The organism is Sphingobacterium sp. UBA7249, from assembly GCF_002472835.1.
In the GTDB taxonomy this organism is placed as follows: domain Bacteria; phylum Bacteroidota; class Bacteroidia; order Sphingobacteriales; family Sphingobacteriaceae; genus Sphingobacterium; species Sphingobacterium prati.
Map to the genome: position 1 here is coordinate 159,610 of NZ_DKST01000024.1, position 26,660 is coordinate 186,269.

The window sequence follows — 26,660 nt, forward strand, 5'->3', positions numbered from 1 at the left end:
TGCTAGAATAGATTATAGGTAAAACCAAGCATCACTTCACTTCCGCGTTTGTAGCTGCGGTTTATGTATTCATTTCCATACCATTTGCCACCGGTGTTGGGGTTGGCATATACGGTCTTGATCGCTGGGTTGAGGATGTTTTTGGCATAACCCTTAAAGGTCAACCGGGGCACTATTTTCTGGCTAAAGACAAAATCAAGCGTCGGTGCCGGCTGTGTATACAGATCCGGTTCCCCGGTCAGGTTGATCTGGATCAGGCGTTCACCAACCATATTGAATGTCGTGGTCAGATCTGTTCCGGTTTTTTTATTGTTGTAATTTAGCCAAGCATTGATGGAATAAGGAGCCTGTTCAAACAAAGGGCTGTTGAGTGGAGCATGGCGGTCGATAAACCGGTTTGCTGCAAGTCTTTCTTCGGATTTTTTGATTTCGCTTTGCGCAATCAACAGATTTGATCCAAAAAAAAGCACATCTTTTTGTCCCCAGAATTTACTCAGGTCTTTTACGGCTTCAAATTCCAATCCCCAGACACGCCCAGTATTTTTATCGTTTTGAAACTGTATGATCGGAAATTCAGGATAGGTCGCCGCGAGGCCCTCCGTTTTCAGGCTGAATACTTTGACCAATTGATTGTTGATTTGTTTTCCAAAGGCTGAAATGGCAAATACCTCACCTGCCTCCGGAAACCATTCCCATCGAAAATCGAGGTTCTGCGTCTTCTGATTGATCAGATCCCGGTTACCAACGATTAAGCCCATTTGATAAGGGTCAAATTCAAAGACGTTGGTAATCTCCCGAAGTTCAGGTCGTGCCAGGGTACTGTTGTAAGCCAGGCGAAAATTCATATCTTTTCTGAATTTATAAGTCAGGTTGGCCGAGTAATACGGAACGTATTTCGTCTTATATACCGAGTTGGCATCTCCAAAAGGAGTGACCAAGATATTACCTTCCTCGTCGACAGAAGCCAGTTTGGGATCCACGTAAACATCTTTGGTGTCTACCCGCGTCTGAATATTTGTTTTTTCGACCCGTATACCACCCGTCAGGCGGATATTTTGGGGCAGCTGCAGATCAAGCATGGCGTACGCCGCCCGGGTTTCATAGAAACCTTTATAATTATTGGGTGATTTTTTGCTGTTGTACAAAAAGCCACCTACGGGAATTTCACCTTCACCGGTACTGCCGGAGGGTACTTTTACGCCGATTACTTCATTGCTGACCATCCGATTGAGGTTACCCTCCACATCAAGAAGTGTAATCCGTCCGTGGTCGTTGAAGTTAGAACCAGGGAGAAAGAGAATATTTTCGGTAAAATGGCGCTCCCTATAAAGGTAGTTAACACCGGTTTTTAATTCTTGCTTTTGACCGAGAAAAGGAAAGGGAATAACAAGATCCGCTTTATGGTTGTAACTATCTTCGTTGAGGTTTCTCCAGCGTCGACCATTCGGTTCGGCCTGAATGGTTCCATAAGTACCAAAGCCGTTTACATAACCAGAGCTTAAGGCATAAAGATGTTCGGTGTACGCCCATTCGCTATTTGCTCCACCTGTCGTACCCACGATTGGTTTCATGTAATAGGTGCCACCTACTGGGACATAGTCTATCAATGAGACATAGCGAAAATCAGGATCATTTTGGCTAGATTTAGACATAGAGAGATTATAACTCAGTCGCGGAGAGTAGCTGGATTTTAAGAACTTGTGCTCCCCCTGAAAATTAAAAGTCTGCAAATCACGTAGCGTTTGCTTCAAGGAATAGATGGTACTATAAACATCTCCGGTTAGTCCAGTATATTCATACGCTCCCCTCATGTTGGTGGCCTTTGATTCCCCGCCCCAGCTTCCCACATACTGTGCACTGATCTCATGACGAGGATTGAACCGATACGTTAATCCGGCGAGCATGCCATAATTAAGTGTCTCTACTCCCGTATTCTCCTTATAGGATTGATATTTCCCCATATATAGGCTGTTTGGTGTAATATAGTTTGGGATATGACGGTAGCTGTAGATATCAGGGTTACCTGTGACAACTCCCTGGTAGATACTATACTGGGTGAGATCTCCATTGTATATGTCTGTTGTGCGTCGGTAGTAATTTCCGCCGAGAATCACGCCTAGGGTATGCTTGTCATCAAATAGTTTATATGAATTTCCAAACGTAGCGGAGTAAAGTTGATTGAGGGGAGCACGTCGGTGCTTGGTGGTCATGACTGGATCAAAACTTTGCATGATGCCGTTGATCCGTTGGACCTCTGTTCTTGCTGCCGGACTGTAGCCACTGTTTGCAATCAGATTATGGATATCACCGAGTCCTTTGGGGTATTGAGTGGAAAGGTTCAGAAAATCTGATGTCAAGTTTTTATGATTGATCTTGGTACCGAGAAGGCCCATGTCACTGTTCCAGAAACTATTGTATCGGCCACCTATCCCAATATTGGAGTTGAATCCCGTTTGCGCGATAAGCTCAAAAGTCATGCTATCCGGTACTGACTTTGTTTTAAGTTCCACAATCCCAGAGGCAGCATCGGCGGGTTTATCGGGTGTAACGGTTTTGTATACGGTGATATTATCCAACAGCGAAGCCGGCACCAGATCCAAAGGAATGGAACTTTTGTCAGGGTCGGAGGATGCGAGACGGACACCGTTCAGTTGACCGATAACGGAGCGATCCCCCAGTCCGCGTACGGCGACATACTTGTCGTCGGTTACGGTGACACCCGTTACCCGGGAAAGGGCCTGCGTTGTGGTGATGCTGGCTGTGCGTTCGATCAGCTGTGCCGAGATGGCATCCTGCACGATAGAAGAATTTTTTCGCTCTTCGAGTACTGCTACTTCCGTATTGGTGCGGCGACGGGCTTGTACACTTACGGCTACTTCCTCAAGTCTTTCAGACGCTTCGCTCATTTTTACAAGGATACTGTCATTGGATCCGACCTTGATCTCCTGGGGCTCCATACCTAAAAAAGTAAATAGGAGCGAAGCTCCGGTTGCGGTAATCGTAATCGAGAAATTTCCATTTGCATCTGTCGATGTGGCAGCCTGTGCACCTTTGACGCGCAGTGAAACACCCGAAAGCGGTTTACCGCTCGTATTGGTGACCCGACCTTTTACCTGCCGCTGTTGAAACCTGTCCGGTGTACTGGTTTTATTGTCAGGTAGTTTTGAAATGCTAACATATTGGTCTTTGATCAGGTATGTATAAGGCTGTCCACTAAAACAAGCCTTTAATGCCTGGTCTAGGCTGACATTAGTTACACGAATATTAACGGGTTTTGCATTGTTAAAAATAGCTGTATTATACAGAAAACTGAAGCTGGTTTGCTTCCTGATCTCCTCCAGCACAAGATATATACTGCTGTTACGTTTTTCCAGCGTGACACGCTGGGCATATGTAAAAGCACTTACCTGTACAAAAAAGCAGGTCATTAATACCATGGTGATTTTCATAACACGCATGATTTGATAAAAATTCATACTTTTGTTGAAGTTAAATTATCTATTGATGTTAGGACATTACTTTGGTAGCTTAACTATTCGGCCAAAGGTGGTGCAAACACCTTTGGCTATTTTATTAAGCAAGCTCATTTTTAGGTAACTAATCGCTCACTGTCAACCTCCTTCCTACAATCTTTATTTTGACCTCTTTTGTAGACTCGATCATGTCTACGATAGAAGAAAGTGGTATGGAACGGGATATGATTCCGGTAAATTTAATTTTACTATACTGCGACGGACAGTTAATTTCAAGGTCATACCAACGAGCGAGTTGTTTGAGCATCTTGTCAAGATCTTCGCCTTTAAATACAAATTCTCCATTTTTCCAGGCCAGTTGTCGCTGAATATCCGCAGTATGTACAGTTAGTTTATCCGAGAGCAAGGATTCTTGCCCAGGTTTTAATAATACAGATGCACCATCCAGGGAAGATGTCACACGGACGCTGCCTTCCACCAGTGTGGTTCTTATAGTGGGCTCATCTTGATAAGCATTGATATTGAATTGCGTACCTAAGACCTGAATCAGTTGTTTGTCGGTCTCAACGACGAAAGGTAGCGCCTCGTGGCTATGTGGGCGTTTTAGTTTTGCTACTTCAAAATAGACTTCTCCGGTCATTTTTACCCGTCGCTCGCGCTGGTCAAAACGGGTCGGATAACTTAAGGAAGAAGCTGCATTTAACCAAGCTTTAGAGCCATCAGGGAGAATGATTCGATACTGACCTCCATTGGGTGTGGATACCTTATTGAAGGCTAGCGATCTTACTGTAGCTTGATTTTCGCTATGGTAGACAATTTCACCTGCGGCAGTTTTTTCGACATGTACACCGAATTGGTAGGCCAATTTTCCACTCTTGGCATCAGACAGCGCGATTGTCGATCCATCGGCGAGGGTCAGTAACGCCTTATCGCTACCTGGCGCGATTTGATGATCTTTCTGCGCCAGCTTTTTCAGGTTTTCACTGCCGTTGTCAAGATGGAATAATAAGCCAAAAGAAACCATGATCAAGACTGCGGCTGCGGCTATATAGGGACCCCACTTTTTTGGAAATCCAGTCCTAAATTCCTGCTGGGACATCGGAATGGCATGCCTCGTCTTGAAAGCCAATAACTTGTCATTCAACTCGTCTTGTTCGGTGTTTGTTTCAGGCAACAGATCCGGTATTAATTCGTCCATGACATCGTCAAACAAACTTTTATTCTCCGGATCGGATATCAGGAGATTTACTTCCTGTCGTTCCTGATCTGTTATGTCACCTAAAAGGTATTTTTTTAGCAGCTTACGCTGCCGTTGGTTTACATTCATCCACTGAAATTATTTCTCGTGCGTTATTGGGCAATCTTTAAGACTATTTTTGCTGTCAACAAAAGAATGCGTATACATAAACACAAACACATTTTTTTTCTCATACCACCCAATGAGCTTTAAAGTAAATTGTAGTGTATTGAAAATCAGTAGAATAAAATCGTGGATAGGTGTCCGTTTACGGTTATCCTTAGTGCAGCTTGAGATCGGGTAGCGGGCTGCCAGAGAGATGATTAAAAAAAGAGGTTCAATGAAAGGATGGCAAGTACTGAAACCAGTTTCTCCGCAAGTTGGCGGCGGCATATGGCCAAGGCGGAAACCATGTATTTTTCCACGACATTGATCGAAATACCCAACTTTTCACTGATTTGTGCATAAGTTAGGTTTTCTTCCCGACTCATACGGAAGACTAATTGTTTTTGAGGAGATAGATGATTGATGGTCTCTTCATATATCTTGATCATCTCAGCATCCAAGATATTTGTATCTACCATGCTGCTTGATAGCAGCTTTTCTTCGGGTATATTATCTATGTGTACTGTTTCAGTTAATTTGGAACGGAAGTGATTATAGACCGCATTCTTGAGCGCCCGGCGGAGATAAAAGCTGAACTCGATATTTTCAGGTAATTTTTCTCTGTTTTTCCAAATCCGGAAGAGGACATCCATAGCTAATTCTTCACTCATAGGTTTATCCCGGATAAACTTAAAGCAATATTGAAAGGACGCTTTATGGTAACGCTTAAACAGCGTATCGAATGCCCCCTGATCGCCATTAATAAAGCGGCGCAAAAGTATGGAATCTGACAATACGGTTAACACTTCCTTTTTCATAGTAATTATGCTATGGTAGTGCTACAAATATCGACGCCTTAAGTTAACTGAGTATTAGTAAATCATTAATTGTATTTCTTAAAATAATTTCTATTCAATTTAATCTAAAATTCTTCATATTTACCGATGATGACGACAAAGCACCGCTTATATTTGAATTTTGTTTATCCCAATTCCAGAACTGAAGAAGGTTTCCCAATTCTTTCCTAAATTGATATTTAGCTTAGGTTATCACAATATTTAAAAATTAAAACTTGAGTTATATGACTAATTGGAATTTAATAAGAGGGACGGAAGGAAAATTGTCTTCCCAGGATATCAGAAAAAATATTTTATCATACATTATCCAAAATCACCCTGCAAGTCTGATTCAATACATTGAAAAAGAACATAATATTTACAGAATTGATATTCTGGGTAGAGATAGTCTAATATTCGATTTGCAAGGCCAATTTGTAAAAGCAAATATCAGAAAAATCAAAGGATAGACCCGCGGTAAGATCGCCTGTCATAGTAAAGCACGTTATCCAAGTACCCATTTGTGAAGTCCTCGATTCACTATTTACGATATCTATTAAACTATTGCCACACGATATCGTCCAATGAATAGAAGTTAAGGATTATGGGAGGGTTAGATTAGTTTTTTAAGGTCGAGTTTGAAGGACTCGGCCTTTTTTATTTTTGCAGTATCGCTTTCAGAAATCTGTTGTTGGCTACGGCAATTTTCTTGTCTAATGTAATCTGACGGTAGCTGATGTGGACAGTTGGATCAGCTCACTATATTGTAGATAGCAATCCACCGGCCAGCCTATTATGAGGGGTATTGACTATGCACTAACCCATATTGCCAGCGATATTTAGCGGGGAGTGTGGTTATAGAAAGAGCTTTTACCGAGGTGGCAGAAGGAGGTATTATAGTGGCAATAGCAAATCCCTTTGACTGGATTTCTTACTCTTTCAACAAGTCCCTATCTTGTGTATAGTACATCTGTTCAGGGATTTCTGCAAGAGTCGATTCATGCACCTTATTTCCAATCGTATAAAACTCTTGGAAGCTCATAATCAAAGGTTTCCATTTGTCGGGGTCGACTCTGTTCGGTTTACTATCCATAATAATTGATGTATCCAAATATATCCTGTTTATTTTTAGTTCAAACGTGATAATTTTTCCCTGCTCTATATTTTCATCCGCTGCCAATTTATGAATCGCTTTGACAACAGCTTCCATTTGTACCGGGCATTCGTTTACCCTAGGGGCATTGACGGTTTCGGAAGGTAACTTTGTCAATCCTGCAATTTCAAATTTATTTTCTTCGAAGCGATATCCCTTTAATATTTTAGTTTGTGAAACAGGATTAGAGCCCGTGGTTCTAGCAAGCCGGTTTACAGCCTCTACTTCATTTACTGAAGGTAAATTTAAAACAGCTTCTTTTGTAGCCATTAAGTTCTTGGCTGTTTGAGATGATGCACCAAGACCAATGACACACCGCCAACCTAACCAGAAAATTGAGGAAATGGGAGCGAGATTATCGGTACCATTCGCATTTTTGGTACTGATAAGAGCTACCGGTGTGCCGAAATACAAAATAGCGGGATCGCTTTTAATATGCATATTCTAATTACTTTAATGATTTTCTTTCTAATTATCCCCATATTATGTTGTAAAACTAACTATGTCAAATAAATATTAAAATCCGATTCTTGCGAAATCCTGTTACATTTTACGTACAAACTTTAAAATCCGTATGGCGTCTTTTACTAATCAAGTACATTATCTAATTCTTTTTCTAAGCTTTTAGGTATTTTATTATCTTTTTCTCGCCTGGTTGGTCTTTCTTAGAATCGGAAGAGGATGGACCAACTAATTCAATTTGACTTTGCCTCATCCTAAGAAATGTTATAGCGTATATTGCGAAATTCTATTTATTTGACATTTGTTTCAAATAGCTGTCGTAGTTAAAATAAGGTTCATTGCAAAGCGAATTCGCTTTTAGGTACAGCGTTCCAGTTTTGTTGTCCAAAATAACATTAAAATGTTTTAGGATCTGATTTCCAAATAAGCTTGCTTTGTTATTTGGTATTGCAGGATTGGACGCATTGGTCACGATATCTTTGAATCCTACACCCGCGATGAGAGCATCTAGACGAATTATTTTTCGTCCGTTGACGACAGTCAGCGGCTGCAAATCTGCCCAATTATTTTCTAACCCGGTAAAATCATTCCCGATCAGCATAGCGCCGTTTCTGCCAGTATCAAAGAGAAACCAAGCTTGGTATCTTTTGTTGTTATGAAAAATATCAGCTTTAAACATAGGGCGGTTTTGCACATAATATACAGGCATTTTTTTATAATCTTTGGCTTGTTTTGGCAATTCGTCATAAATAGTAAATTCGTTCTTATCATAATCGATTCCGATAATTTTATCCCGAAAAAATCCGTTTCCTATGATTATATCTTCGAAATCGTCCATATTTCCAACTTCGGTCAGCGGAATTCCATTCCACTGCAAATCAGAAATAGTCAATTGATTATCCAGACTTGTCCTTTCTTTGTTGACTCCGTGTGTATTGCTCACCATTTTGTATGAAGAAAACTCCAACCCGATTTTATCTGAAGATTTTTTGTTAACAACGCTGGTTCCTGCTCCTAAGTCAAACTGTAGAAGTACGTTTTTATCGTTGATTTGTCCTTCGAAAAAGATCTTGGAATTGAGTAGTTTGAAAGGTATGCGTACTGGATATGTCGCTTTGGTTTTGAGGGTAGAGACATCTGGGGGCAGTGTTGACGAAATCTGAATGTGACAGCTGTCTTTCCCGTTGAGCAATACCACAAAATCATATTTTTTACCTGGCTTGGTAAGGATGTTCAATTGCTCTTGGTCTGTCTTAAATTTTATAACACTTTTTTGTGAAGGTAGATTCACGTAATAAATATCAGGATGAGCTTCCGGTTCCAGACGCCAATCCATTTTCACGTGAGCCCCATCATTTATCCAGGTTTTTGTCGAAGTAGATTTTATCGTCCTGATTTTTTGTTGAGCATAGCTGAAGTTTACGCCTAAAATAAGCAGTATCATAGCTATTGAAATGATCTGTTTCATACCTGTTGTTTTCATGTTTTACATTTTTGATCAAAGAAATGAAGCTTGTCTGTAAAACACGAAAATTATGCCCGCCAATGCCCCGACAGGCATCCGACAGATACCCGACAAAGGTTATAAAATATTGATATTCGGTAGTATACGGTCTGTGTTTTCTTTGCTTAGAGAGATTGCATTTCGGATAATAACCAATCCATTCACACCGATCCAAAGAATAGGTATAAGTATTTTTACGTTACTTTCCACTCCAAACCAATCGTTAAGAATCAAAACAAAGATGCATAGTACAATTCCAATCAAGGTCCAAACGATTTGGATAGACAGCAGTTTTTTATTGATGAGGTTCATTTTTTTCTTCCATAAAATCAGGATAAGGGGGATGAGAATGTTCAGCGGTGGAAGGCAGATAAATAGCAACGTAATGAGATTTACGATTTTATTCCATCTCATCGTAGCCTGATTTTTATTGTCAGAAATTTCCTGAAATTCAAAGTATGACTCCTCCACTTCCAGCGCTTTTGCAAGAGCTTTGAGTGTAAACCCCTTCGGTATTTGTCCGGATTCGATCCGCTGGATGGTTCTTACAGAAATACCCGACTTCTCTGATAATTCTTCTTGTGTCAGGCGAAGCTTTTCCCGCTGTTCAGTTAATTTCGACATACCTTTATATTTATCATATATTATATGTGCTAAGGTAACGAAAACAAGTTTTATTGTTTTTTCAAAAATCAATAATGGCTTTTTATTTTCACTCAAAATCTTTTTTTCCAAAAAGCAGAATTATTCCAGCGTTGTTCTTTCTCATAGAAAGATCTTTTGGTTTTAAGATATTGATTGTATATTTTGTTTATATTTTCTTGGTAGTTGTTAAAAGTCATTGTATGTCCTAAATAGGCGTCTATAATTGCTTTAGCTCCGTTACATCCAGAGGTCATTGCAAACCCAATGCCCATAGAAGAAATGGGATCAAATGAAGCTACCGCATCCCCTACAGCCAAAAAATTCTTTTTGGAAAGAATATCCGTAACTTGAGAAAAAGCATTTTTTATCCACGGTTTTCCTATCGAATCTGCAGCAGCGATTTTACGATTGATATAGGTTGTTTTTGCCAATAATGCATTCCAGTTTTCTATTTTTTTAAGTCTTTTTTCTTGGATGATATTTGCGTCTGAAAAGAATGTTAGTGTCATTGTTTGATTGGGCAAAGTGGCACAGTACCACCATCCGTCTTCGGTAGATTCGATCACAATGTCTTGTTTGATGTGCTGCGCTTCTTTGAAATAAAGAAACCTTCCGATTGCGGTAAGTTCATCATATCTTTTAGATTCAACACCTAGCTTTCTGCCGACATTAGCTAGTCTTCCGGTAGCATCTATCAGAAAGGTTGCCTTTACAGTAAAATTTCCTTTTGCATCGTGTTTTAAGCTTACTGTCCAGCAGTTCTCCTCATCCTGATCAAAGTTGAGACATTTTGTTCTTGGAAAAATAATACCACCTTGGTCTGATACTTTCTCCAAAAGCATATAATCAAATTCTTCCCTGTTTAGTTGAAAACTCTCAATATCCGCATTAAAAATGGAGTCTCTCACTAACATCCTTTCACTTCCCCAGGCCGCAGTTGTACTGTATCCCTTGATAAAATTATCCTGTTTGAAATGATCCTTTTCAATGCCTATATATTTCATCAAATCAAAAATACTCGAATTGACCTGTTCACCGATTTTTATTGATTCTAAGTTCGTCTCCTCTATAATCACGACTTGTAGATCCGAATATTTAAGTAAACTTAAAGCGGCGGAAGTCCCTGCGGGACCTCCACCGACAATTAAAACATCAGTTTCTAGAGTGTTTTGCATCTTTTATCGTCTATTTCGGGTTCCCGAGCGCGGTAACGGCATACGTTCACCCACTATTTCAATCTTTTTAAATCCAACTTCTTCCAAATGAGCCATCAATAATCGGCCTTTTTCGCTTCTCTTTTTTATAATCTGTGGATTTTCTTCAATATAGAAAACAGGAATTGTCGTTTCATCATCCTCTTTATTCCCGCTAATTTGACTGACAGGAACGTTGTCATAAGTAAATATTTCATTGTTTCTTTCAGTTTCTACAAAGAAAGGAAACCCAGTACTGTGTGAATTTTTATCCCTGATAAAACCCAGTGCATACCAATATGTGACCATTTGTGTAAAGCTATTTATTCCACGGGCATAATTCATTTGCTGACCAGCAGGAACATTAGTTGCAACTTGACCATCCGCAGTAAATTCACCTACCAAGACGTCCCATGGACTTTGAGGCGGCCACCAGTAAGAATAGTAGGTGGGGGGCAGGGGAGCCGCCGGATCACCGGTCTTATTTATGTAAGGGTCTGTGAAATTGATCAACTGGATCGTGCATTGGAAGAAATCTGCCTGCCACGGACAAGCCATTCTTTTGGTGAGATCACCCGGTTCACAACCACCACCTTCACACTCGTCTCTGGAGGGAGTTAATCCATACGTAGCATATCGCTGTTCGTTTCCGTATTGTAAAATTCTATACGGGCTGTCATAAATGATCGGGTTTTGAAGACTCCATGTGACTTGAATTCCAGGGCACATTGGCAGGCCGACGCAATTACCGACACTTGCCGTATCCCTCGAATTTACGGGATATTGATTATAATTAGGGGTGCTAATGAAATAACCATTAGCCCATTGTTGCATCAAGAATAACTGAGTCTCATCTAGCGCCAAGAATATTCCACACTTTTATGCACTTCATCCGTCACAGCTTCTCCCCATTTTATGTTAATTATTTTTCAAATTGACAACCACATTTCCCTTTCCCAATGCTGCAGCCAATCCTGAAGAATTGTCAATATACCCGAGTTGCGTATAACTGTATGGAGTATTGAAGTTTTTATAAAAAAGGACGGGCGTATTGCTTCCGTAAAGTGTTAAGTCGCCCGATTTAATATCACCGCCGACGGAAGAATTGGTTGGTAAATTGTAATATTTTTCGTTATTATTTAGTTCGATCATATTAATTGTAAGTGGTAACATAGCTCTGAGCGAATTTGCACTTGGATTGTCGTTGAATGTTGCCACAAAAACAGGCAGTACCGGCAATGACTGTTTGTTGAATAAATTTTCTTTGTGAATTTTTGATATTATTTGACATGAAAGTTGTGATTTAGGAGTTGATATCTTTGATGACCTTTGCAGGAATGCCACCTACAATCGTGTTGTCAGGCACATCTTTTGAAACCACCGAACCGGCGGCCACGATGGCATTTTCGCCAACAGTTACACCTTGTAAAATGGTTGCCCCTGCGCCGATCCAGGCGTTTCTTTTGATGTGAATTGCGGCAGGTACAAGTGCGTGTCTATTTTCGGGGGCAATAGGGTGACCTTCAGATAGTAAACTTACTTTGGGTGCAATTAATACATTATCCTCAATAGTAATTACACCTAAATCCAAAAATGTACAATCGAAATTGATGAATACGTTTTTACCGATTTTGGTATGCTTTCCATAATTGAAGTACAGCGGTGTAAATACGGCGACACTTTCATCAATCTCCGAACCAGTTATCTGGCTTAGCAAATTCCTAATTTCCTTAGGCTCGGTGGAGTTGTTCATTTGTACAAGCAATTTTTGTGTATGGTACGATGCTTCACGCATTTTATAGGCTTCGGGGTCGCTGGCCAAAATGGTCTCGCCATTTTTTAATCGTTCGAAAATATCTTTAGTAGTCATTGTCTTGTCGCTTATTTTGTGCAAAAATAACTTAAATTAAAAGGTATTTAGTTACATTTATGTCGCAAATAATATCACATATCACCTATTATTGATGTTTTTTTTAGTTTTTAATAAATATGCCAGTAAATCAAAAAGTTATCCTTTACAAACCACCGTTAAAGGCTCAGTTTCCTGAAGATTTTCAAAATCGGTTTCACACCCATATTTATTGCCAAAGTGGCTGGATAAAATTCGTGTTCGATGGTCGTAAATTCCATTGTAAAAAAGGCGAATTTATCTTCTGGCTGGCAGGCCTGCCTATTTCAGAGTTATCTGTTTCAACAAATTTTAAAGCAACAATATTATTTGTTGACAAAGATTTACTGACTACCAGTTTACCAAGTGCGACAGTGAGTATCGATAGCTATATTCACGCACGGGAAAATCCAATTTTACACCCAGATAAAAGAGACCGGGAGAAAATCCTCCGGAATTTTGAATTGCTGTATGATAAATCAGTAGAATTAACCACCGGTTTTACAAGGAAGCGCTCAAACTCCAAATGCAATTGTTTTTGTTCGAAATGTGGCATGTTTTTGAAGATGAACTGGATAGAAGAAAGCGGAGTTTGCAGAGCGGTAGCCTGTATGAAAGGTTTGTACAGTTGGTGCAAGAGCATTGCATGAACAAACGTGAAGTACAGTTTTACAGTGATCGGCTAAATATCACGCCGAAATATCTCAACTCCATTTGTAAACTAAACACCCGGATCACCGCTTCGGAATGGATACAACGGTACACAAAAGAACGTATACTCCTTTACCTGCAAAATAAGAACCTCAATATTTCCGAAATTGCCGATGAAATGAATTTCTCAAGCCGTTCTTTCTTTACCCGTTACGTAAAAAAAATACTTGGTGTAACACCTAGGGAGTATCGGGAACGACTGTGATGTATAGCTGACATATTCAACAACCTTATAGAAAATTCAGCAAATCCGTTGACCGAGCTCTGGCTTAGCATATGATTTATATGAGGTACGGATCGATCTTGCCAAGGTGACGATTTTATCATGCTGATTTCAGTTTCTCCTGTTAAGTTTATAATGGGAAATTTACGTTTTAGTAAAAAGTAATAAAACCTGATGATATTAAAGCTAGATTTTTTAAACCCTTATTTAGTGTTAATAGAAAGATACTTAACATCCTTTTCTACAGAAGTTTATTACGTATATTTAAGAGGGTGAAATGTTGATCATTGACAACTTATAAAAATTAGAAGAAAAATAGCTTCCAATATGCAGGGTCTTTGTATGGTTTTCGATGTTTCTATAAGTGAAAATATGTTTAGAACAGTTTTATTACGTTTGGTAAAAAACAATAATAATCAAGGATAATTTAAATTATGAAAAAGGTTCTTTTTAGTTTAGTCATGTTAATATCCACATCTCTAATTTACCATTTGAAGGCTCAAACACAAAAACTCGTTAACGGTGATTTTTTTGATACCGTTGTAAATAACCACAATCAAATCTTTCAGTTTTCAGGTATTCCATCGGCTGTCGAAATGGTTCTAAAGTGTTGTAAAGCAGTAGATTTTAATTTTTATAACTTACAAAATGATTGGCAAAACAAAACCGATGGATCTTTCCGTGACTTTGACAATAAAGAATTATACGGAATTACCTTTTCCCAAAAATTTAATTTACCTCGGGATGCCAATTTTCCGATGGATAGCCTTTTTCAAACCATAGAAAATGAATTGAAGTCTGGTAAAAAAGTAATTATCGCACTGAATATGGACGCGAACTGGTCTATTTTTGTCGTTTATAAACAGTCTAAGGATGGAGAATTTATTTCATATAGCAAATTTGGAAGCCATACATTAATAGTTAGAAACACAAAAGAGATTGTGAAAAAGTCTAGCGGTACGGAAATCATGACTTATCGTACTCCCTCTCGTTCGTAGCAAGGACTAAGCATCTTATATGGTATAGACCTGTAGTCTGTTTCTTGTTCTTCCTACCAAAAAGTAAAAATAGATATATAAAAAAGATAGCGAATGAAGTCGTTGCCTTTAAACAGCCGTTAGCCATTATATTTTATTAGTAGAATATTAAAATGAGCATGTTATGGCGAGCATAGTATGTTTCTGAACTAAAATTCTGACTATTTAGTACGCCTTTGTGGGGTTAGGTAAAAGGAAATAATAATTTAAATTATGAAAAAGATTATCTTAAGTTTAGTGGTGTTGATGTCCACATCTGTTATTTTTCATTCGAAAGCTCAAGCACAAAAAAACGATAGTTATGATTTTTTTGATACAGTCGTGAATAACCACGATCAAATCTTTCAATTGTCTTGCATTCCATCAGCTGTCGAAATGATACTAAAATATTATAAAGCCGTAGATCTTGATTTTTATGATTTACAAAATGAATGGAAAAACAAAAGTGATGGTTCTTTCCGTAACTTTGACAATAAAGAATTATACGGATTTACTTTTTCTCAAAAATTTGTTTTGCCACGGGATGAAACCTTTCCGATAGATAGCCTTTTTCAAACGATAGAAAATGAATTGAAGTCTGAGAGAAAAGTGATTATCTCACTTCCGGCGGAGGCGGGTTGGCATATGTTTATTATCTGCAAACAAACACCGGATGGAGACTTTGTTTCATATAGCAAACTTGGAAACCATACATTAATACTTAGAAATACAAAAGAAATTGTGAAAAAGTCTAACGGTACAGAAATCATGACTTACAGCATTCCCACTCGTTTGTAGTGAAGTAAGTGACTCTATCTGACAATAATAGTCATAAGTTCTGTTCTTAAGGGACTGTAAATTCCGATGCGTAATTGCCGACATTTAACTTCTGTGGATAAATCTTCCGATTGCATTATTATACTAGCAAAAAAATATTAGGGTCACTAATTACGATTTACTCCAATTTATTCTTTTCCAAAATCAACCCTATTGAATTTACGTAGGCCTTATTTTTCGAGAAATCATTGTGGCTTTCATTTTGCAATGTGATAAATTGGTCAGCAGCCTTAAATAGTTTTGAGAGCTTGACAGAAGAACCGTAATACACAGCTGTATCCTTGTTGCCATGAAAGATAACTACAGGACATCTTACCGTCTTTAGGAAAGAGGAATTATCAAAACTATAGGGTATATTGGAGGTATCCAATTCAGGAGCGACATCATTTGTCCAGTCTTTTAGATTATAATATGGCGCTTGCAGAATCAGAAGATTTGGATGGTTGTTCGCAGCTACGTATGATGCGAGTGCGGTGCCCATGGATTGGCCTAAAACTACGATCTGATTTTCCGAATAAGTTTCCATTAGCTTATCATAAACAATTTGAATGTCCCGATAGAGCGTATCCTCGTCAGTTACCTTTCCTTGGCTCTTACCATAACCACGATAATCGAGCATAAATACATCGTATTCTTTGGCCGTGTATATTGGAGCAATTTTACCCCAAGTATCCAATGCATTGTTGCTTCCATGTAAATAGAATATGACACCTTTAGGCTTCTTTGCCTTAAATAGTAGGCCATGTAAAAGGGTACTATCATCAACTTTGATAAACTTCTCTTCAAAAGGAATGTCGAAGTGGAAAATTATATTATCAACTTTTTTGCCGGGGAATAGTTGGTCGGCTAACAAATTCTTCCAATCTTCCGTTGATAAGGATGTTTTGTTTTGTGCATTACTGAAATAGGGTAGCAAAATGAAAGCAATGAAAAAATATATACTTCCGAAAGGTAGTGTTTTAATACCTACTTTTTTTGCCATGTTATGTGCTTTATTAGTCTTCATTTTTATATAGGAATACAAAAAATGGTATTGACAAGCTGATCCTCTCTTATCACATAAAACGAATACTGAATTATATACGTTAACGACCAATTTTTGTTCGTACAATTTAAAAATAATATATCATATCCCTGATATTTTTCTATTGCAATGCGGAATCTGTCGATAACTGAAATCCCAAAATAGTAGGGCAGCAATCTAACTTACATCGGTGAAAAAACCGCAAATTCCTACGAATGATAATTTATCTCCAGCGAATTATAATTCGTTCACTTTCCTACAGGTTTTAAAGCTAAATTTGTGGCCAATATGAAGGTAATTAACTTAGATAGGTTGACCGATAGGTATTTAAAGCCTGCAGCAACGAAAAGTTTACCAGTTATTGAACGAAATTAAGAATCATGAATAAATTATTATTACTAGCCATTTTACCCCTAATTATTTCTTGCAAAAGTCAAGAAAAGATAGATATAGCGACATTAAACTTAAACGAGCCGATTGAAAAAATCAGCAGTTTTGATGATCGATTATTGATTGGCGTAGAAACTGTTGAATATCCTTTTAGTTTGTTGTTGGAGGTTGAGAAATCGAAGCAATATAGTTTCGATGGAATTGATTTAGAAGGACAGCGGATTATTTTTCTAATCGACGCGGAGAAACTGAAAACAGATAGCATTACACGCTTTGGTGGTGGACATATTGATCTCAAACAGGCTAAAAATACCAGTGAATTAGATGAAGCTTTAAAAAATTACGATGCAGAAAGTAAAATCTACGGTGTAAGAATTGAGATGAAAACGGCAGGACTACAGTCCAATATTTTAAAAAAACTAGAGGCGAAATACGGTAAGGGGACTAAAAACCCAAATACCGACAACGGTTTGTACTGGAATATCAAGGCCCAAAACAAATTTATTTTTTACGCTCCAGATTACCGCAGGTTAATCATTCTGAACAATACCGATCTGTCTAAAACTTGCTATTGGGATATCATGAATGGTTTAATTGACTTTGGCGGATGCAATAATGAAAGATACATGGCCGACTTGATGAAAAATGCGACCAAGCCAGAAGATGTTAAAGAGAAGCCTACGATAAAAATTGATAAAGCTTGGAACATCAATGGTTTGATTGTTGGCAAAACAACTGAAGAAGACTTTGTAAAATCAGCCACAAACAAACGTTTTGAACGCATGATAGAGTTTGATGGCGCTACCGGAAAAACTAACGAAATCTATTATCAGAATAACTATCATGATTTCTACTTTTACTTTGCTGTCAACAAAAGCAATCCGGATAACCAAAGAGATAACTTTATCAATGGCTACGCCATCAACGACTTTAAGAAGGTAGATATTTCATTTGAAAATGGCTTAAAACCAGGTTTAAAATTTGAAGAAGTGCTCAAGTTGTTAGAAAAGCTGAAAATAGCCTATCATCCGGTGGATTTTGCGAATTTCATCGAAATTAAAACTTCACCGTATAAAGTGACTTTGAATTTTAACGACAACATGTTGCTATCCGGAATGTTTATAAAATAGCTTTTTGAGCATTTTTGTAAAAGAAGTAAAGGAAATCTATCTTTATAAATCGTTGTAAGATCAAGCTAATGAAGAAGATTAAAAAGTTCGTTTTACCTGCTATCATCCTATGTCTAATAGGCTTAGCTGTTGTTTTGGTAACCAATTGTAATGTAAAGGCCAAAACAGAAAAGATGATTTTCACCGAACTTAAAGATGTACCCAAAACTAAGGTAGTCATCATCTTTGGAGCTGGTATAAACGGTGATCAGCCAAGTCGGTATTTAAAAGATCGGCTTGATGCTGGGATTTCGCTTTATAAAAACAACAAAGTTAATAAAATATTGCTGTCAGGAGATAACGGAAGGGACGAATACGATGAGCTCACCGTAATGAAGTTGTATTGTCAAAAAAATGGCGTCGATACCACAAAAATTTATATTGACTACGCTGGGTTTGATAGCTATTCGACGATGTACCGTGCAAAACATATCTTTAAGGTTGATACCGCAATCTTGGTATCTCAGAAATACCACTTAAACAGATGTGTTTACCTTGGCGATCAATTGGGCATAAAGTCATTCGGCTATAGTGCAGATAGAGGCATTTATCCAGGTTATAAATACTATTCATTTAGAGAAAAACTATCCGTTACGAAGGCCGTTTTGGATATTATAAGGAACAGAAAACCAACATATTTGGGTAAACAGGTTGATGTAAATGGAAAATCAAACTATACAAAAGAATAGCCGATGAGATACGATACGGGAATTTAGTTTAGCAGTGCTAAATACAGTGGATACGTCGTCTTTTTAAATAGGACGACGTATGGGTAGTCTTAAATGCTTCAAGTTCAGGAAATACCAGTTGTTATGAGCTGCATGAAAGTGTAGAGCATCCCGCGATGTTGTCATAGTTGGATGGGCGCTTTACAGAAAATTCCGGAAATAGTTCTTGGTATGGATTTTCTAAAGCTTGAGTTAGTTTAATTAACATTTCTGTTTTCCCATTACCAATATCTTCAATACACTGGTAAAGCATATAGTTCCTTAGTATAAATTTAGGATTTGTTTTTTTCATTAATTCCAGGGATTCTTCCTTTGAAATCGAATTTGAATGAATACGGGACTGGTACTGTTCAATAAAGTCTTTAAGTGTTCTGAGCTTTTCTTCATCTAAAACAGTATAAGCTATCGGGCTGAAATGCTCTTCCAAATCTGTTTGCGGAGTGATTTTTTCTAATTGATTGAAGAACAACGTATGATCCAATTCCAGTTCCTGCATTAAGCTCTGCCAGCTGGTAAAGAACTCTTCATCCTTTTTTTTGAGCCCATCAAATCCGAATTTTTTGCAAAGCATTTTGTCATGGGCTTCCCAAAAATAAATTCCAAAGTCACTTAGCGTATTTTCTAGGAATTTTTCATCATTGATTATCGGCTGGATGGCATTCGCCAGTTGCCATAGATTCCAGTGTGCAATCTGACCCTGCTTTCCAAATGCATACCTTCTTCCCGGTAGATCCGTTGTATTCGGCGTGAAATTTAAATTATATTCATCCATCATGGAATAGGGGCCGTAATCAATCGTTACACCTAAGATGGACATATTATCGGTGTTCATTACCCCATGAACAAAACCCACTCTGAACCATTCTACCATTAAGTCTGCCGTGCGGATACATATCTTTTCAAAAAAATCTTTATATTTCTGATGATCGGATGAAACGATTTCAGGGAAGTAATTTTCAATAGTAAAATCAAGTAGATCCTGCAATAACTTGTATTCCCCTTGCGCAGACATCAATTCAAAATGTCCGAAACGAAGGAAGCTTTCAGCCGTTCTTATCACTACCGCTCCTTTTTCATATTGTGGATTTCCGTTATACATGATATCCCGAATCACATCCTCTCCTGTAAAGGCGAGGCTTAAAGCCCTAGTCGTGGGTACGCCTAAGTGATACATGGCTTCACTCATCAGGTATTCGCGCACTGAAGATCTCAATACGGCTCTTCCGTCTGCACGCCTTGAATAGGGAGTTGCACCGGCGCCTTTCCATTGAATTTCTGTTTTCTTACCCGCTGCATTGGTGATTTCTCCCGCGAGAATAGTTCTTCCGTCTCCCAGCTGTCCTGCCCAGTTCCCAAATTGGTGTCCTGCGTAAGCAGTAGCGTAGGTCTGAATATTGTCAGGAAGGTGAGATCCTACCAGAAAATTAAGATCTTTATCTTCAAATTTTCCCAGTCCTATTTCCTCAGAAAGAGCCTCGTTAAAAGTAATTAATTGAGGTTTGTCAAATCCCGCAGGTTTAATCGTTGCAAATAAAACTTTCGGCGTACTTCTCTGCATAGGATTATTAGAAAAATCTCCTGGAAATTTTTTGAGGAAAGATTGTGTGATGCGTTCGATATTCATAGCCCAAAGATATTGATTATAAAAGAAAAGACCTTCCAAATTATTGAAAGGTCTTTTCCATTCAGCTTTTTTCCCGTTGCAGGAAAAATATGATGTTCATATGGATCAAGTCTTTGCTCGCAGCGCAGAAAGTTCCTGTTCTAGCTTTTCAATATATTGCAATTTGGATGCTATTATTTCGGTTATTTCAGCTTCGGTATACCGGGGAGTAATATGTTGCGGACAGTTCCAGTCGTAAGCTTTAATATGATATAATATCATTCGTTCTGCTTTAAATTTATAGTGATGGGGTGTTAGATAATCGTACAATCCTGGATCTTCGTTAATCTCTACGATTTCAGCTTCAGCATAGATTTTTAATCGTGCACGATTCGGATAGGAAACCATAATCAAAGAAACTTTTGGATTCGTAGAGACATTCCCAACCGAAATATATTGTTTGTTGCCACTAAAATCAATAATCCCGATGGTATCTTTATTAATGACTTTAATAAATCCTTTTGCTCCGCCACGGTGTTGAATGTATGGAAATCCGTTTTCTCCGAACGAGGCCATGTAGAAACTGTCCATTCCACTGATAAAGCTCTTTTCTGTTTCTGTCAAGCCATCGATATAACTGAACTTTTCCATCCGGTCGTAGGCGGCACGACTACCGTTTTTTTCCTGTAGAGCCTTAATAACTTCAGTGAAGGCAGTATTTGCATAATTCATTGCTATCTTTTTAATTCTGTTTGATGTATTGACTAAGTTCCACTATATTTCGATAAAAAAGATTGACTTTGGTCAAGAAATCCCCTGGTCTAACGAAGGAGCGTTGTAAAATTACAGCTTTGCAGGGCAGGAACTAGTCATTAGCTTAATAGAGAGGAAGCATTAATCCAATATATAGATTTCTTTGTCTTTTAAATTGAATCCCAGTTTTTTGCCCAACCAATTGATACTTGTCTTCCCTTCATAGATCAAACCCTCCACAAAAGATACCTTCGGATTTTCCACTTTTGCAAAAGAATTGGAGATAGATTCAAGGTGTCCTTTATAATATTTTGTCTTTACCTCAGGATTAAATTCACTGGCTCTCTCTGTCACATGCAATTTGGATTGATCTAATCCAAGTATAGGGATAAACCTATCACTGAACCAAAATGAATCATCGCCAGCACCTGAGTCTAACATGATATTAATCCTGTATTTATCATTCAGGTAGACATAAGTGGAGATATCAAGAGAGTGATCTGCATGCGTAGTCAGCTGTATTGGAATAATCTTGTCACTTTTCAGTTTCTCCTTCGGAAAAATTAGTTGATTATTTGTATAATCTATAATAAATTCTGTATCATAAAGCATTGGAAGAGAGATCAGCCCATTAATACCTTCCAGTTTCATGTCGAACGTGGAATAGGGGATATCCTTGAATTCCTTACCATTGAACAAAAGGGTTGAAGATCGGTAAAGAGGGCATATAATTTTTTCTCCTGTTGCACGAAATGCTGTGAGAAAATTATAGGTCTCCTTCTTTTTTAGCGCTCCGGCAAATTCGTCAAAAAAAAGATTGATGCCCCCGCCAGTATCGAAAATAAAATTTCCTTTCTTTCCTTCGATCTCGGCACTTACAATGATATGGCCAGAAGATAATATTTGTAATGGCAATCGTTGTGCAATAGTATTTAGCGGTAATAGGATGACTGCTAATGCACCCACATAAAAGCGTCTTGTTAATGCTGTTTTAAACATATCCGGTTGGTTTTATTTGCTATCAATTTAGGCCTTTAAGTATTTCGCCGTTCTCGAAATTCTACTTTAATATAAAAATAGGAAAATTCCACGAAAAATCTGATAACAGACAATGACCGTTAAAGGTTGTAAAAATATGCATCATGTATTCTTACTTTGCTGACGTTAAGAAACGACTCATTATCTGAATTACCTATAAAATAATTGAAAACTATTGTTGTCGTTACCTTTGCGTAAACAATTCCCAAAGACATTGGCAATTGCCGTAAAACTATTTTAATTGATTTGAACAGTAAAGTATAATCTATTTCCAACTCCTTCACTAGGCCCTGTCGGTTGCTGTAAAAATCTTTGACTTAAAAAAGTAACTAAGGTTGCTGTATGCTAATTCCTAAATATAAATTATCTGACTGACTATTAATGCTATAAAAATTAAATCGTTCTTCTGTATTGATTATTTGCTAATAATATTAGTAATTTTGAATACAACTACTAACAAAAGGATCATCGTGAACGGCTGGTTAGATAATTGAAAAACATGGAAAGGAGTATAGTACATTGTGATCTAGATACATTCTTTGTATCTGTAGAGCGTTTGCAGAACAGCAAGCTCAGGGGAGTACCTGTGCTCATAGGCGGGAGTAGCGACCGGGGGGTAGTTGCGTCCTGTTCCTATGAGGCCCGTAAGTTTGGCGTACATTCCGCCATGCCGATGCGTCTGGCCCTGCGCATGTGTCCCGAAGCCGTTGTGGTGCGGGGTGATCACGATATGTACAGTCAGTATTCCAGTATCGTGACGCAGATTATCGAAGAGGAGACACCCCTAGTCGAAAAATCCAGTATAGACGAGCACTACCTTGATGTCTCCGGTATGGACCGATTTTTTGGCTGTTGGAAATGGACACAGGAACTCCGGCAACGGATTATCAAAGAAACAGGACTGCCCATCAGCTTTGGGCTGTCCGTCAATAAGACCGTTTCCAAGATCGCTACGGGTACAGCCAAGCCCTGCGGCGAAAAACAAGTTCAAGGTGGCACTGAAAAAGGCTTCCTGGCGCCATTATCCATCCGTAAGATTCCCATGGTTGGTGAGAAATCTTTTACTTTGCTGCGCAATATGGGCATCTCCAAGATCGGCACCCTACAGCAGATGGAAGTATTCACCATACAGAAGGTCCTGGGCGAGAATGGAATCAACATCTGGCGCAAAGCCAATGGCTTGGACGATTCGTTGGTGGTACCTTTTCGTGAACAAAAGTCCATGTCTAAGGAGAATACCTTTCAGCAGGATACCATTGATTTGGACGTACTCCGACGAACATTAATCAGTATGGTCGATACACTGGCTTTCGACCTACGGAAAGATCAGAAACTCACCAGTTGCGTCACCCTCAAGATCCGCTATAGCAATTTCGATACCCATACCCAGCAGTTGCAGATAGGTTATACCAATTCGGACAGAAAGCTAACGGAGGTGGTACTTTCACTTTTCAAGAAACTTTACAGCCGCAGGATGCTGATCCGCCTTATCGGCATCAAGTTCTCCGGGCTGATCTACGGCTCCTATCAGACCGATCTCTTTGACGATAGTACCGAGGAGATCAACCTGATGGAGGCTATGGACAAGATCCGCAAACGCTATGGAACCGAATTTCTGATGAAAGGGATCTGCGCACCGACGCCTGAGAAAGGAGGAGAACATGCTCTTAAATCTACATAGTTACTTTAGCTTGCGCTTTGGCACGCTGAGCCTGCAGGATCTTATTTCGGGTATGCGCGCAGGGGGGTATGATACCGCCGTACTGACCGATATCAATAACAGTTCGGGATCGCTGGAGTTTATTAAAATGGGGCGTGAGGCTGGCCTTAATCTCCTGGCAGGTATGGAATTTCGCCACGGTGATCAGCTCTGTTTCGTTGCCATCGCCAAGAACGAACAGGGCTTTCGGGAGATCAATGCATACCGTACCAAGCTCAATATGGAAAATCGCGCTACACCTGAGCGCTCGCCCGAGTTTGAACAGGTCTTTGTGATCTATCCCTTTAGCAGAGTCAACACCTTTCCTCTGCGGGACTTTGAATACATCGGCATCCGTCCCAACGAGCGTACCCGCGTGCAGTTAATGGAGCGAAAAGTGCTTGACCGCTGTGTCATCCAGGCACCCGTTAGTTTCCGCAAAGCGGATTATACCTTACATCGACAACTGCGGGCCATTGACAATAATCTGCTCATATCGCAATTGGAAAGCGAACAGGTCGCTGCCGAAGATGAAGTTTTTGTGTCCAGGGTCAAGCTGATGCGCCTCTTTTCCGAGCTTCCACAACTGCTGGCCAATACCAACAGCATACTAGCACAGTGTTCATTCAGTTTTGATTTTACAGGTGTTAAGAATAAAGCGACCTTTACCGATAATCGGTACAATGATAAGCAGCTCCTGCACAAGCATTGCATGGAGGGTTTTTCCAGACGCTATGGTCGCACTGACCGAATTGCTACCGAACGGATCCAACGGGAGCTTGAGATTATTGAGAATCTGCGCTTCTCCAGTTACTTCCTGATCACGGATGATATCTGCCGACATGCCCGTGGGCACAATTTTTATTATGTAGGCCGCGGATCAGGAGCTAATTCTGCTGTAGCCTATTGTTTGGGGATTACCGATGTCGATCCCATTGCCCTCAACCTTCCCTTTGAGCGCTTCCTGAATCCCAAGCGAAAGAGTCCGCCCGATTTTGATGTGGATTTTGCCTGGAATGAAAGGGACGAAATGTATGAGTATATCTTTAATCGCTATCAGACAGGCCACACCGCCCTGATGGGTGCTATGAGTACGTTTCGGTCGCGCAGTATCTTGCGTGAACTCGGTAAGGTATATGGTCTGCCCAAGGCAGAGATCGACCGATTGGTGCATGAGCCCGAGCATATGCTCAACAAGAATGAGGTGACCAACACCATTTTGAGTGTGTACAACCGCATGGCTGATTTCCCTAATCAGCGGACCATCCATGCCAGTGGGGTATTGATTTCTGAAGAACCGCTGACATGCTATTCCGCCATGGACAATCCGCCCAAAGGGCTTCCTACCATGCAATTTGATATGTATGTCGCCGAGGACATCGGTTTTGAAAAATTTGATATCCTTTCCCAGCGTGGTATTGGCCATATCAAAGATTGTCGCACCATTGTTCAGGAAAATTTGGGTGTAATTATTGATACCGACAATCCCAAACGTTTTTTTCAGGATAACAATATTGCTGCACAGCTCAAATCCGCCAATACCATTGGATGCTTTTATATCGAAAGTCCAGCCATGCGTCAGCTCCTGACCAAGCTACGCTGTGACGATTACCTGACCTTGGTGGCAGCCTCATCCATTATCCGGCCTGGCGTCGCCAGTTCGGGCATGATGGGCGAATATATCCGTCGCCACCATGATCCCAGTAAGGTCGTCTATCCAGATCCGGTGTTTCAGGAGCAGCTCGAAGAGACCTATGGTGTGATGGTCTATCAGGAGGATGTCATGAAAATCGCGAATGCCTATGGCGGATTGGATATGGCCGATGCTGATGTTCTCAGGCGTATGATGTCCGGCAAGTATCGCAGCAAGGACCATCTGATCGAGATCGAGGACAAGTTCTTTTCCAACTGCAAAGCCAAGGGATACGACGAGAAAGTCAGCAGGGAGATCTGGCGGCAGATGGAAAGCTTTGCCGGCTACTCGTTTAACAAGGCGCACTCCGCATCCTTTGCAGTCGAGAGTTACCAGAGTCTATTCCTCAAGACTTATTATCCCTTGGAGTTTATGGTTGCGGTACTCAACAATTATGGCGGGTTCTACAACCGCAAGGTATACGTCAATGAGGCACGCATTTCGGGCGGCAATATTTGCCTACCCTGTGTCAATCAGTCTATCTTTAACACCTCCATTCAGGGAAAGAATATCTATCTGGGCTTCGATTGCCTGCTAAATTTTGAAGGGAAGTTAGCCCATCGCATCATCGCAGAGCGTGAGGCCAATGGTACTTATCAGCGCTTGGAAGACTTTGTCAAGCGGACCCAAGCCGGGCTTGAGCAGGTCATTATTCTGATCCGGGTCGGCGCTTTGCGGTTTACGGGGATAGGGAAGAAGCAGCTACTCTGGGAGGCCCATCTGATGATGAGCCGACATAAGCCCGCTAATGTCGGCATGGCTCTATTTGAGACCGAGAGCCGTAAACCGATCCTTCCTCCTTTGGAGGAAGATATACTGGAGGACTATTACGATGAAATGGAGCTGATTGGTTTTTGCGTGACAGGAACGCTATTTGACCTAGCCAAAAGCAATTATCGAGGAGATATGCCGTCGCGGGAACTCTATCTGCATGAGGGTAAAACAGTACGACTTGTCGGCGATTTTGTCTGTGAGAAATTTGTCAAGACCAAGCGTGGCGACCTGATGAAATTCGGCACTTTCCTCGATGCCGAGGGGCGTTTCTTTGATACGGTGCATTTTCCACAAACACTGGCAGAGTATCCCTTAGGTGGCACAGGTATCTATCTGATCGAGGGAAAAGTAGTCGTTGAATATGGTTGTCCATCCGTTGAGGTTATCCGCTGCGCGAAGATGCCATTAAAGCCCGATCCGAGGAGTGAGTGAGTTGTCCCGGTTTTTTGTTTAGGTGATACTTATTGTCTCTGTAAGCCCTAAATATCAATTAGGTTACCTAATTG

Annotated in this window: 22 protein-coding genes; 8 read left to right on the plus strand and 14 right to left on the minus strand. The window is 39.8% G+C overall.

Translation table 11 applies throughout. The features are described from left to right. Positions 1–2: 2 nt before the first annotated feature. From B4A24_RS16450 to B4A24_RS16460, 3 genes are all read right to left on the minus strand, one after another. On the minus strand, positions 3–3,476 hold the full coding sequence (locus B4A24_RS16450) for a carboxypeptidase-like regulatory domain-containing protein (RefSeq protein WP_293946177.1): 3,474 nt from the start codon (positions 3,474–3,476) through the stop codon (positions 3–5). Between the two features lie 121 nt (positions 3,477–3,597). Further along, positions 3,598–4,800, minus strand: a complete 1,203-nt coding sequence (locus B4A24_RS16455; protein WP_293946178.1) for a FecR family protein — start codon at positions 4,798–4,800, stop codon at positions 3,598–3,600. Between the two features lie 233 nt (positions 4,801–5,033). Further along, positions 5,034–5,633: a sigma-70 family RNA polymerase sigma factor gene (locus tag B4A24_RS16460; RefSeq protein WP_293946179.1), complete on the minus strand. Its 600-nt coding sequence runs from the start codon at positions 5,631–5,633 to the stop codon at positions 5,034–5,036. Positions 5,634–5,896: 263 nt separating this feature from the next. Here B4A24_RS16460 and B4A24_RS16465 point away from each other — a divergent pair, with 263 nt between their 5' ends. Then, entirely contained in the window at positions 5,897–6,121 is a 225-nt protein-coding gene (locus B4A24_RS16465) for a PepSY-like domain-containing protein (RefSeq protein WP_293946180.1), read from the plus strand. Between the two features lie 461 nt (positions 6,122–6,582). Here B4A24_RS16465 and B4A24_RS16470 read toward each other — a convergent pair whose 3' ends face one another. The 7 genes from B4A24_RS16470 to B4A24_RS16500 all read right to left on the minus strand — a co-directional run bounded on the left by B4A24_RS16470 (position 6,583) and on the right by B4A24_RS16500 (position 12,478). After that, complete coding sequence (locus tag B4A24_RS16470) at positions 6,583–7,245, minus strand: flavin reductase family protein (protein ID WP_293946181.1); 663 nt, start codon at positions 7,243–7,245, stop codon at positions 6,583–6,585. A 307-nt stretch (positions 7,246–7,552) separates the two neighbouring features. Continuing rightward, positions 7,553–8,749: a retropepsin-like aspartic protease gene (locus B4A24_RS16475; RefSeq protein WP_293946182.1), complete on the minus strand. Its 1,197-nt coding sequence runs from the start codon at positions 8,747–8,749 to the stop codon at positions 7,553–7,555. Between the two features lie 99 nt (positions 8,750–8,848). After that, positions 8,849–9,394 (minus strand): helix-turn-helix domain-containing protein, encoded by a 546-nt coding sequence (locus B4A24_RS16480; protein ID WP_293946183.1) that lies wholly within the window; start codon positions 9,392–9,394, stop codon positions 8,849–8,851. Positions 9,395–9,486: 92 nt separating this feature from the next. Beyond that, the gene (gene lodB / locus B4A24_RS16485; RefSeq protein WP_293946184.1) at positions 9,487–10,590 is read right to left on the minus strand and encodes a lysine-epsilon-oxidase maturase LodB; all 1,104 of its coding nucleotides are present in this window, start codon (positions 10,588–10,590) and stop codon (positions 9,487–9,489) included. A 3-nt stretch (positions 10,591–10,593) separates the two neighbouring features. Then, positions 10,594–11,472 (minus strand): LodA/GoxA family CTQ-dependent oxidase, encoded by an 879-nt coding sequence (locus B4A24_RS16490; RefSeq protein ID WP_293946185.1) that lies wholly within the window; start codon positions 11,470–11,472, stop codon positions 10,594–10,596. Positions 11,473–11,526: 54 nt separating this feature from the next. Then, a complete protein-coding gene (locus B4A24_RS16495) occupies positions 11,527–11,952 on the minus strand; it encodes a cyclophilin-like fold protein (protein WP_312399644.1) in 426 nt (141 codons plus the stop codon). After that, the gene (locus B4A24_RS16500) at positions 11,912–12,478 is read right to left on the minus strand and encodes a sugar O-acetyltransferase (RefSeq protein WP_293946187.1); all 567 of its coding nucleotides are present in this window, start codon (positions 12,476–12,478) and stop codon (positions 11,912–11,914) included. Before B4A24_RS16500 ends, B4A24_RS16495 begins: the two co-directional genes overlap by 41 nt. A 544-nt stretch (positions 12,479–13,022) precedes the next feature. Between B4A24_RS16500 and B4A24_RS16505 the strand changes: the two genes are divergently transcribed. From B4A24_RS16505 to B4A24_RS16515, 3 genes are all read left to right on the plus strand, one after another. Next, on the plus strand, positions 13,023–13,412 hold the full coding sequence (locus tag B4A24_RS16505; protein WP_293946188.1) for a helix-turn-helix domain-containing protein: 390 nt from the start codon (positions 13,023–13,025) through the stop codon (positions 13,410–13,412). 452 nt (positions 13,413–13,864) lie between these two features. After that, positions 13,865–14,428 (plus strand): hypothetical protein, encoded by a 564-nt coding sequence (locus tag B4A24_RS16510; protein ID WP_293946189.1) that lies wholly within the window; start codon positions 13,865–13,867, stop codon positions 14,426–14,428. Between the two features lie 252 nt (positions 14,429–14,680). Continuing rightward, positions 14,681–15,244 (plus strand): hypothetical protein, encoded by a 564-nt coding sequence (locus B4A24_RS16515; RefSeq protein ID WP_293946190.1) that lies wholly within the window; start codon positions 14,681–14,683, stop codon positions 15,242–15,244. A 157-nt stretch (positions 15,245–15,401) separates the two neighbouring features. Here the strand turns inward: B4A24_RS16515 and B4A24_RS16520 are convergent, their stop codons facing one another. Continuing rightward, positions 15,402–16,265, minus strand: a complete 864-nt coding sequence (locus B4A24_RS16520) for an alpha/beta hydrolase (RefSeq protein ID WP_293946191.1) — start codon at positions 16,263–16,265, stop codon at positions 15,402–15,404. A 422-nt stretch (positions 16,266–16,687) separates the two neighbouring features. Here B4A24_RS16520 and B4A24_RS16525 point away from each other — a divergent pair, with 422 nt between their 5' ends. After that, on the plus strand, positions 16,688–17,827 hold the full coding sequence (locus tag B4A24_RS16525) for a hypothetical protein (protein WP_293946192.1): 1,140 nt from the start codon (positions 16,688–16,690) through the stop codon (positions 17,825–17,827). 68 nt (positions 17,828–17,895) lie between these two features. After that, on the plus strand, positions 17,896–18,555 hold the full coding sequence (locus B4A24_RS16530; protein WP_293946193.1) for a SanA/YdcF family protein: 660 nt from the start codon (positions 17,896–17,898) through the stop codon (positions 18,553–18,555). 121 nt (positions 18,556–18,676) lie between these two features. Here the strand turns inward: B4A24_RS16530 and B4A24_RS16535 are convergent, their stop codons facing one another. From B4A24_RS16535 to B4A24_RS16545, 3 genes are all read right to left on the minus strand, one after another. Next, positions 18,677–20,218 (minus strand): protein adenylyltransferase SelO, encoded by a 1,542-nt coding sequence (locus B4A24_RS16535; protein ID WP_293946194.1) that lies wholly within the window; start codon positions 20,216–20,218, stop codon positions 18,677–18,679. A 105-nt stretch (positions 20,219–20,323) separates the two neighbouring features. Next, positions 20,324–20,929, minus strand: coding sequence for a pyridoxamine 5'-phosphate oxidase family protein (locus tag B4A24_RS16540; protein ID WP_293946195.1), 606 nt, complete (start codon positions 20,927–20,929; stop codon positions 20,324–20,326). A 162-nt stretch (positions 20,930–21,091) separates the two neighbouring features. Beyond that, positions 21,092–21,949: a hypothetical protein gene (locus tag B4A24_RS16545; protein WP_293946196.1), complete on the minus strand. Its 858-nt coding sequence runs from the start codon at positions 21,947–21,949 to the stop codon at positions 21,092–21,094. Between the two features lie 538 nt (positions 21,950–22,487). On the opposite strand from B4A24_RS16545, the gene dinB reads away from it, so the two are divergent. Continuing rightward, positions 22,488–23,669 (plus strand): DNA polymerase IV, encoded by a 1,182-nt coding sequence (gene dinB, locus B4A24_RS16550; protein WP_293946197.1) that lies wholly within the window; start codon positions 22,488–22,490, stop codon positions 23,667–23,669. Next, entirely contained in the window at positions 23,650–26,586 is a 2,937-nt protein-coding gene (locus B4A24_RS16555; protein ID WP_349681738.1) for a DNA polymerase III subunit alpha, read from the plus strand. The genes dinB and B4A24_RS16555 overlap by 20 nt, the downstream gene beginning before the upstream one ends. Positions 26,587–26,660 lie beyond the last annotated feature (74 nt).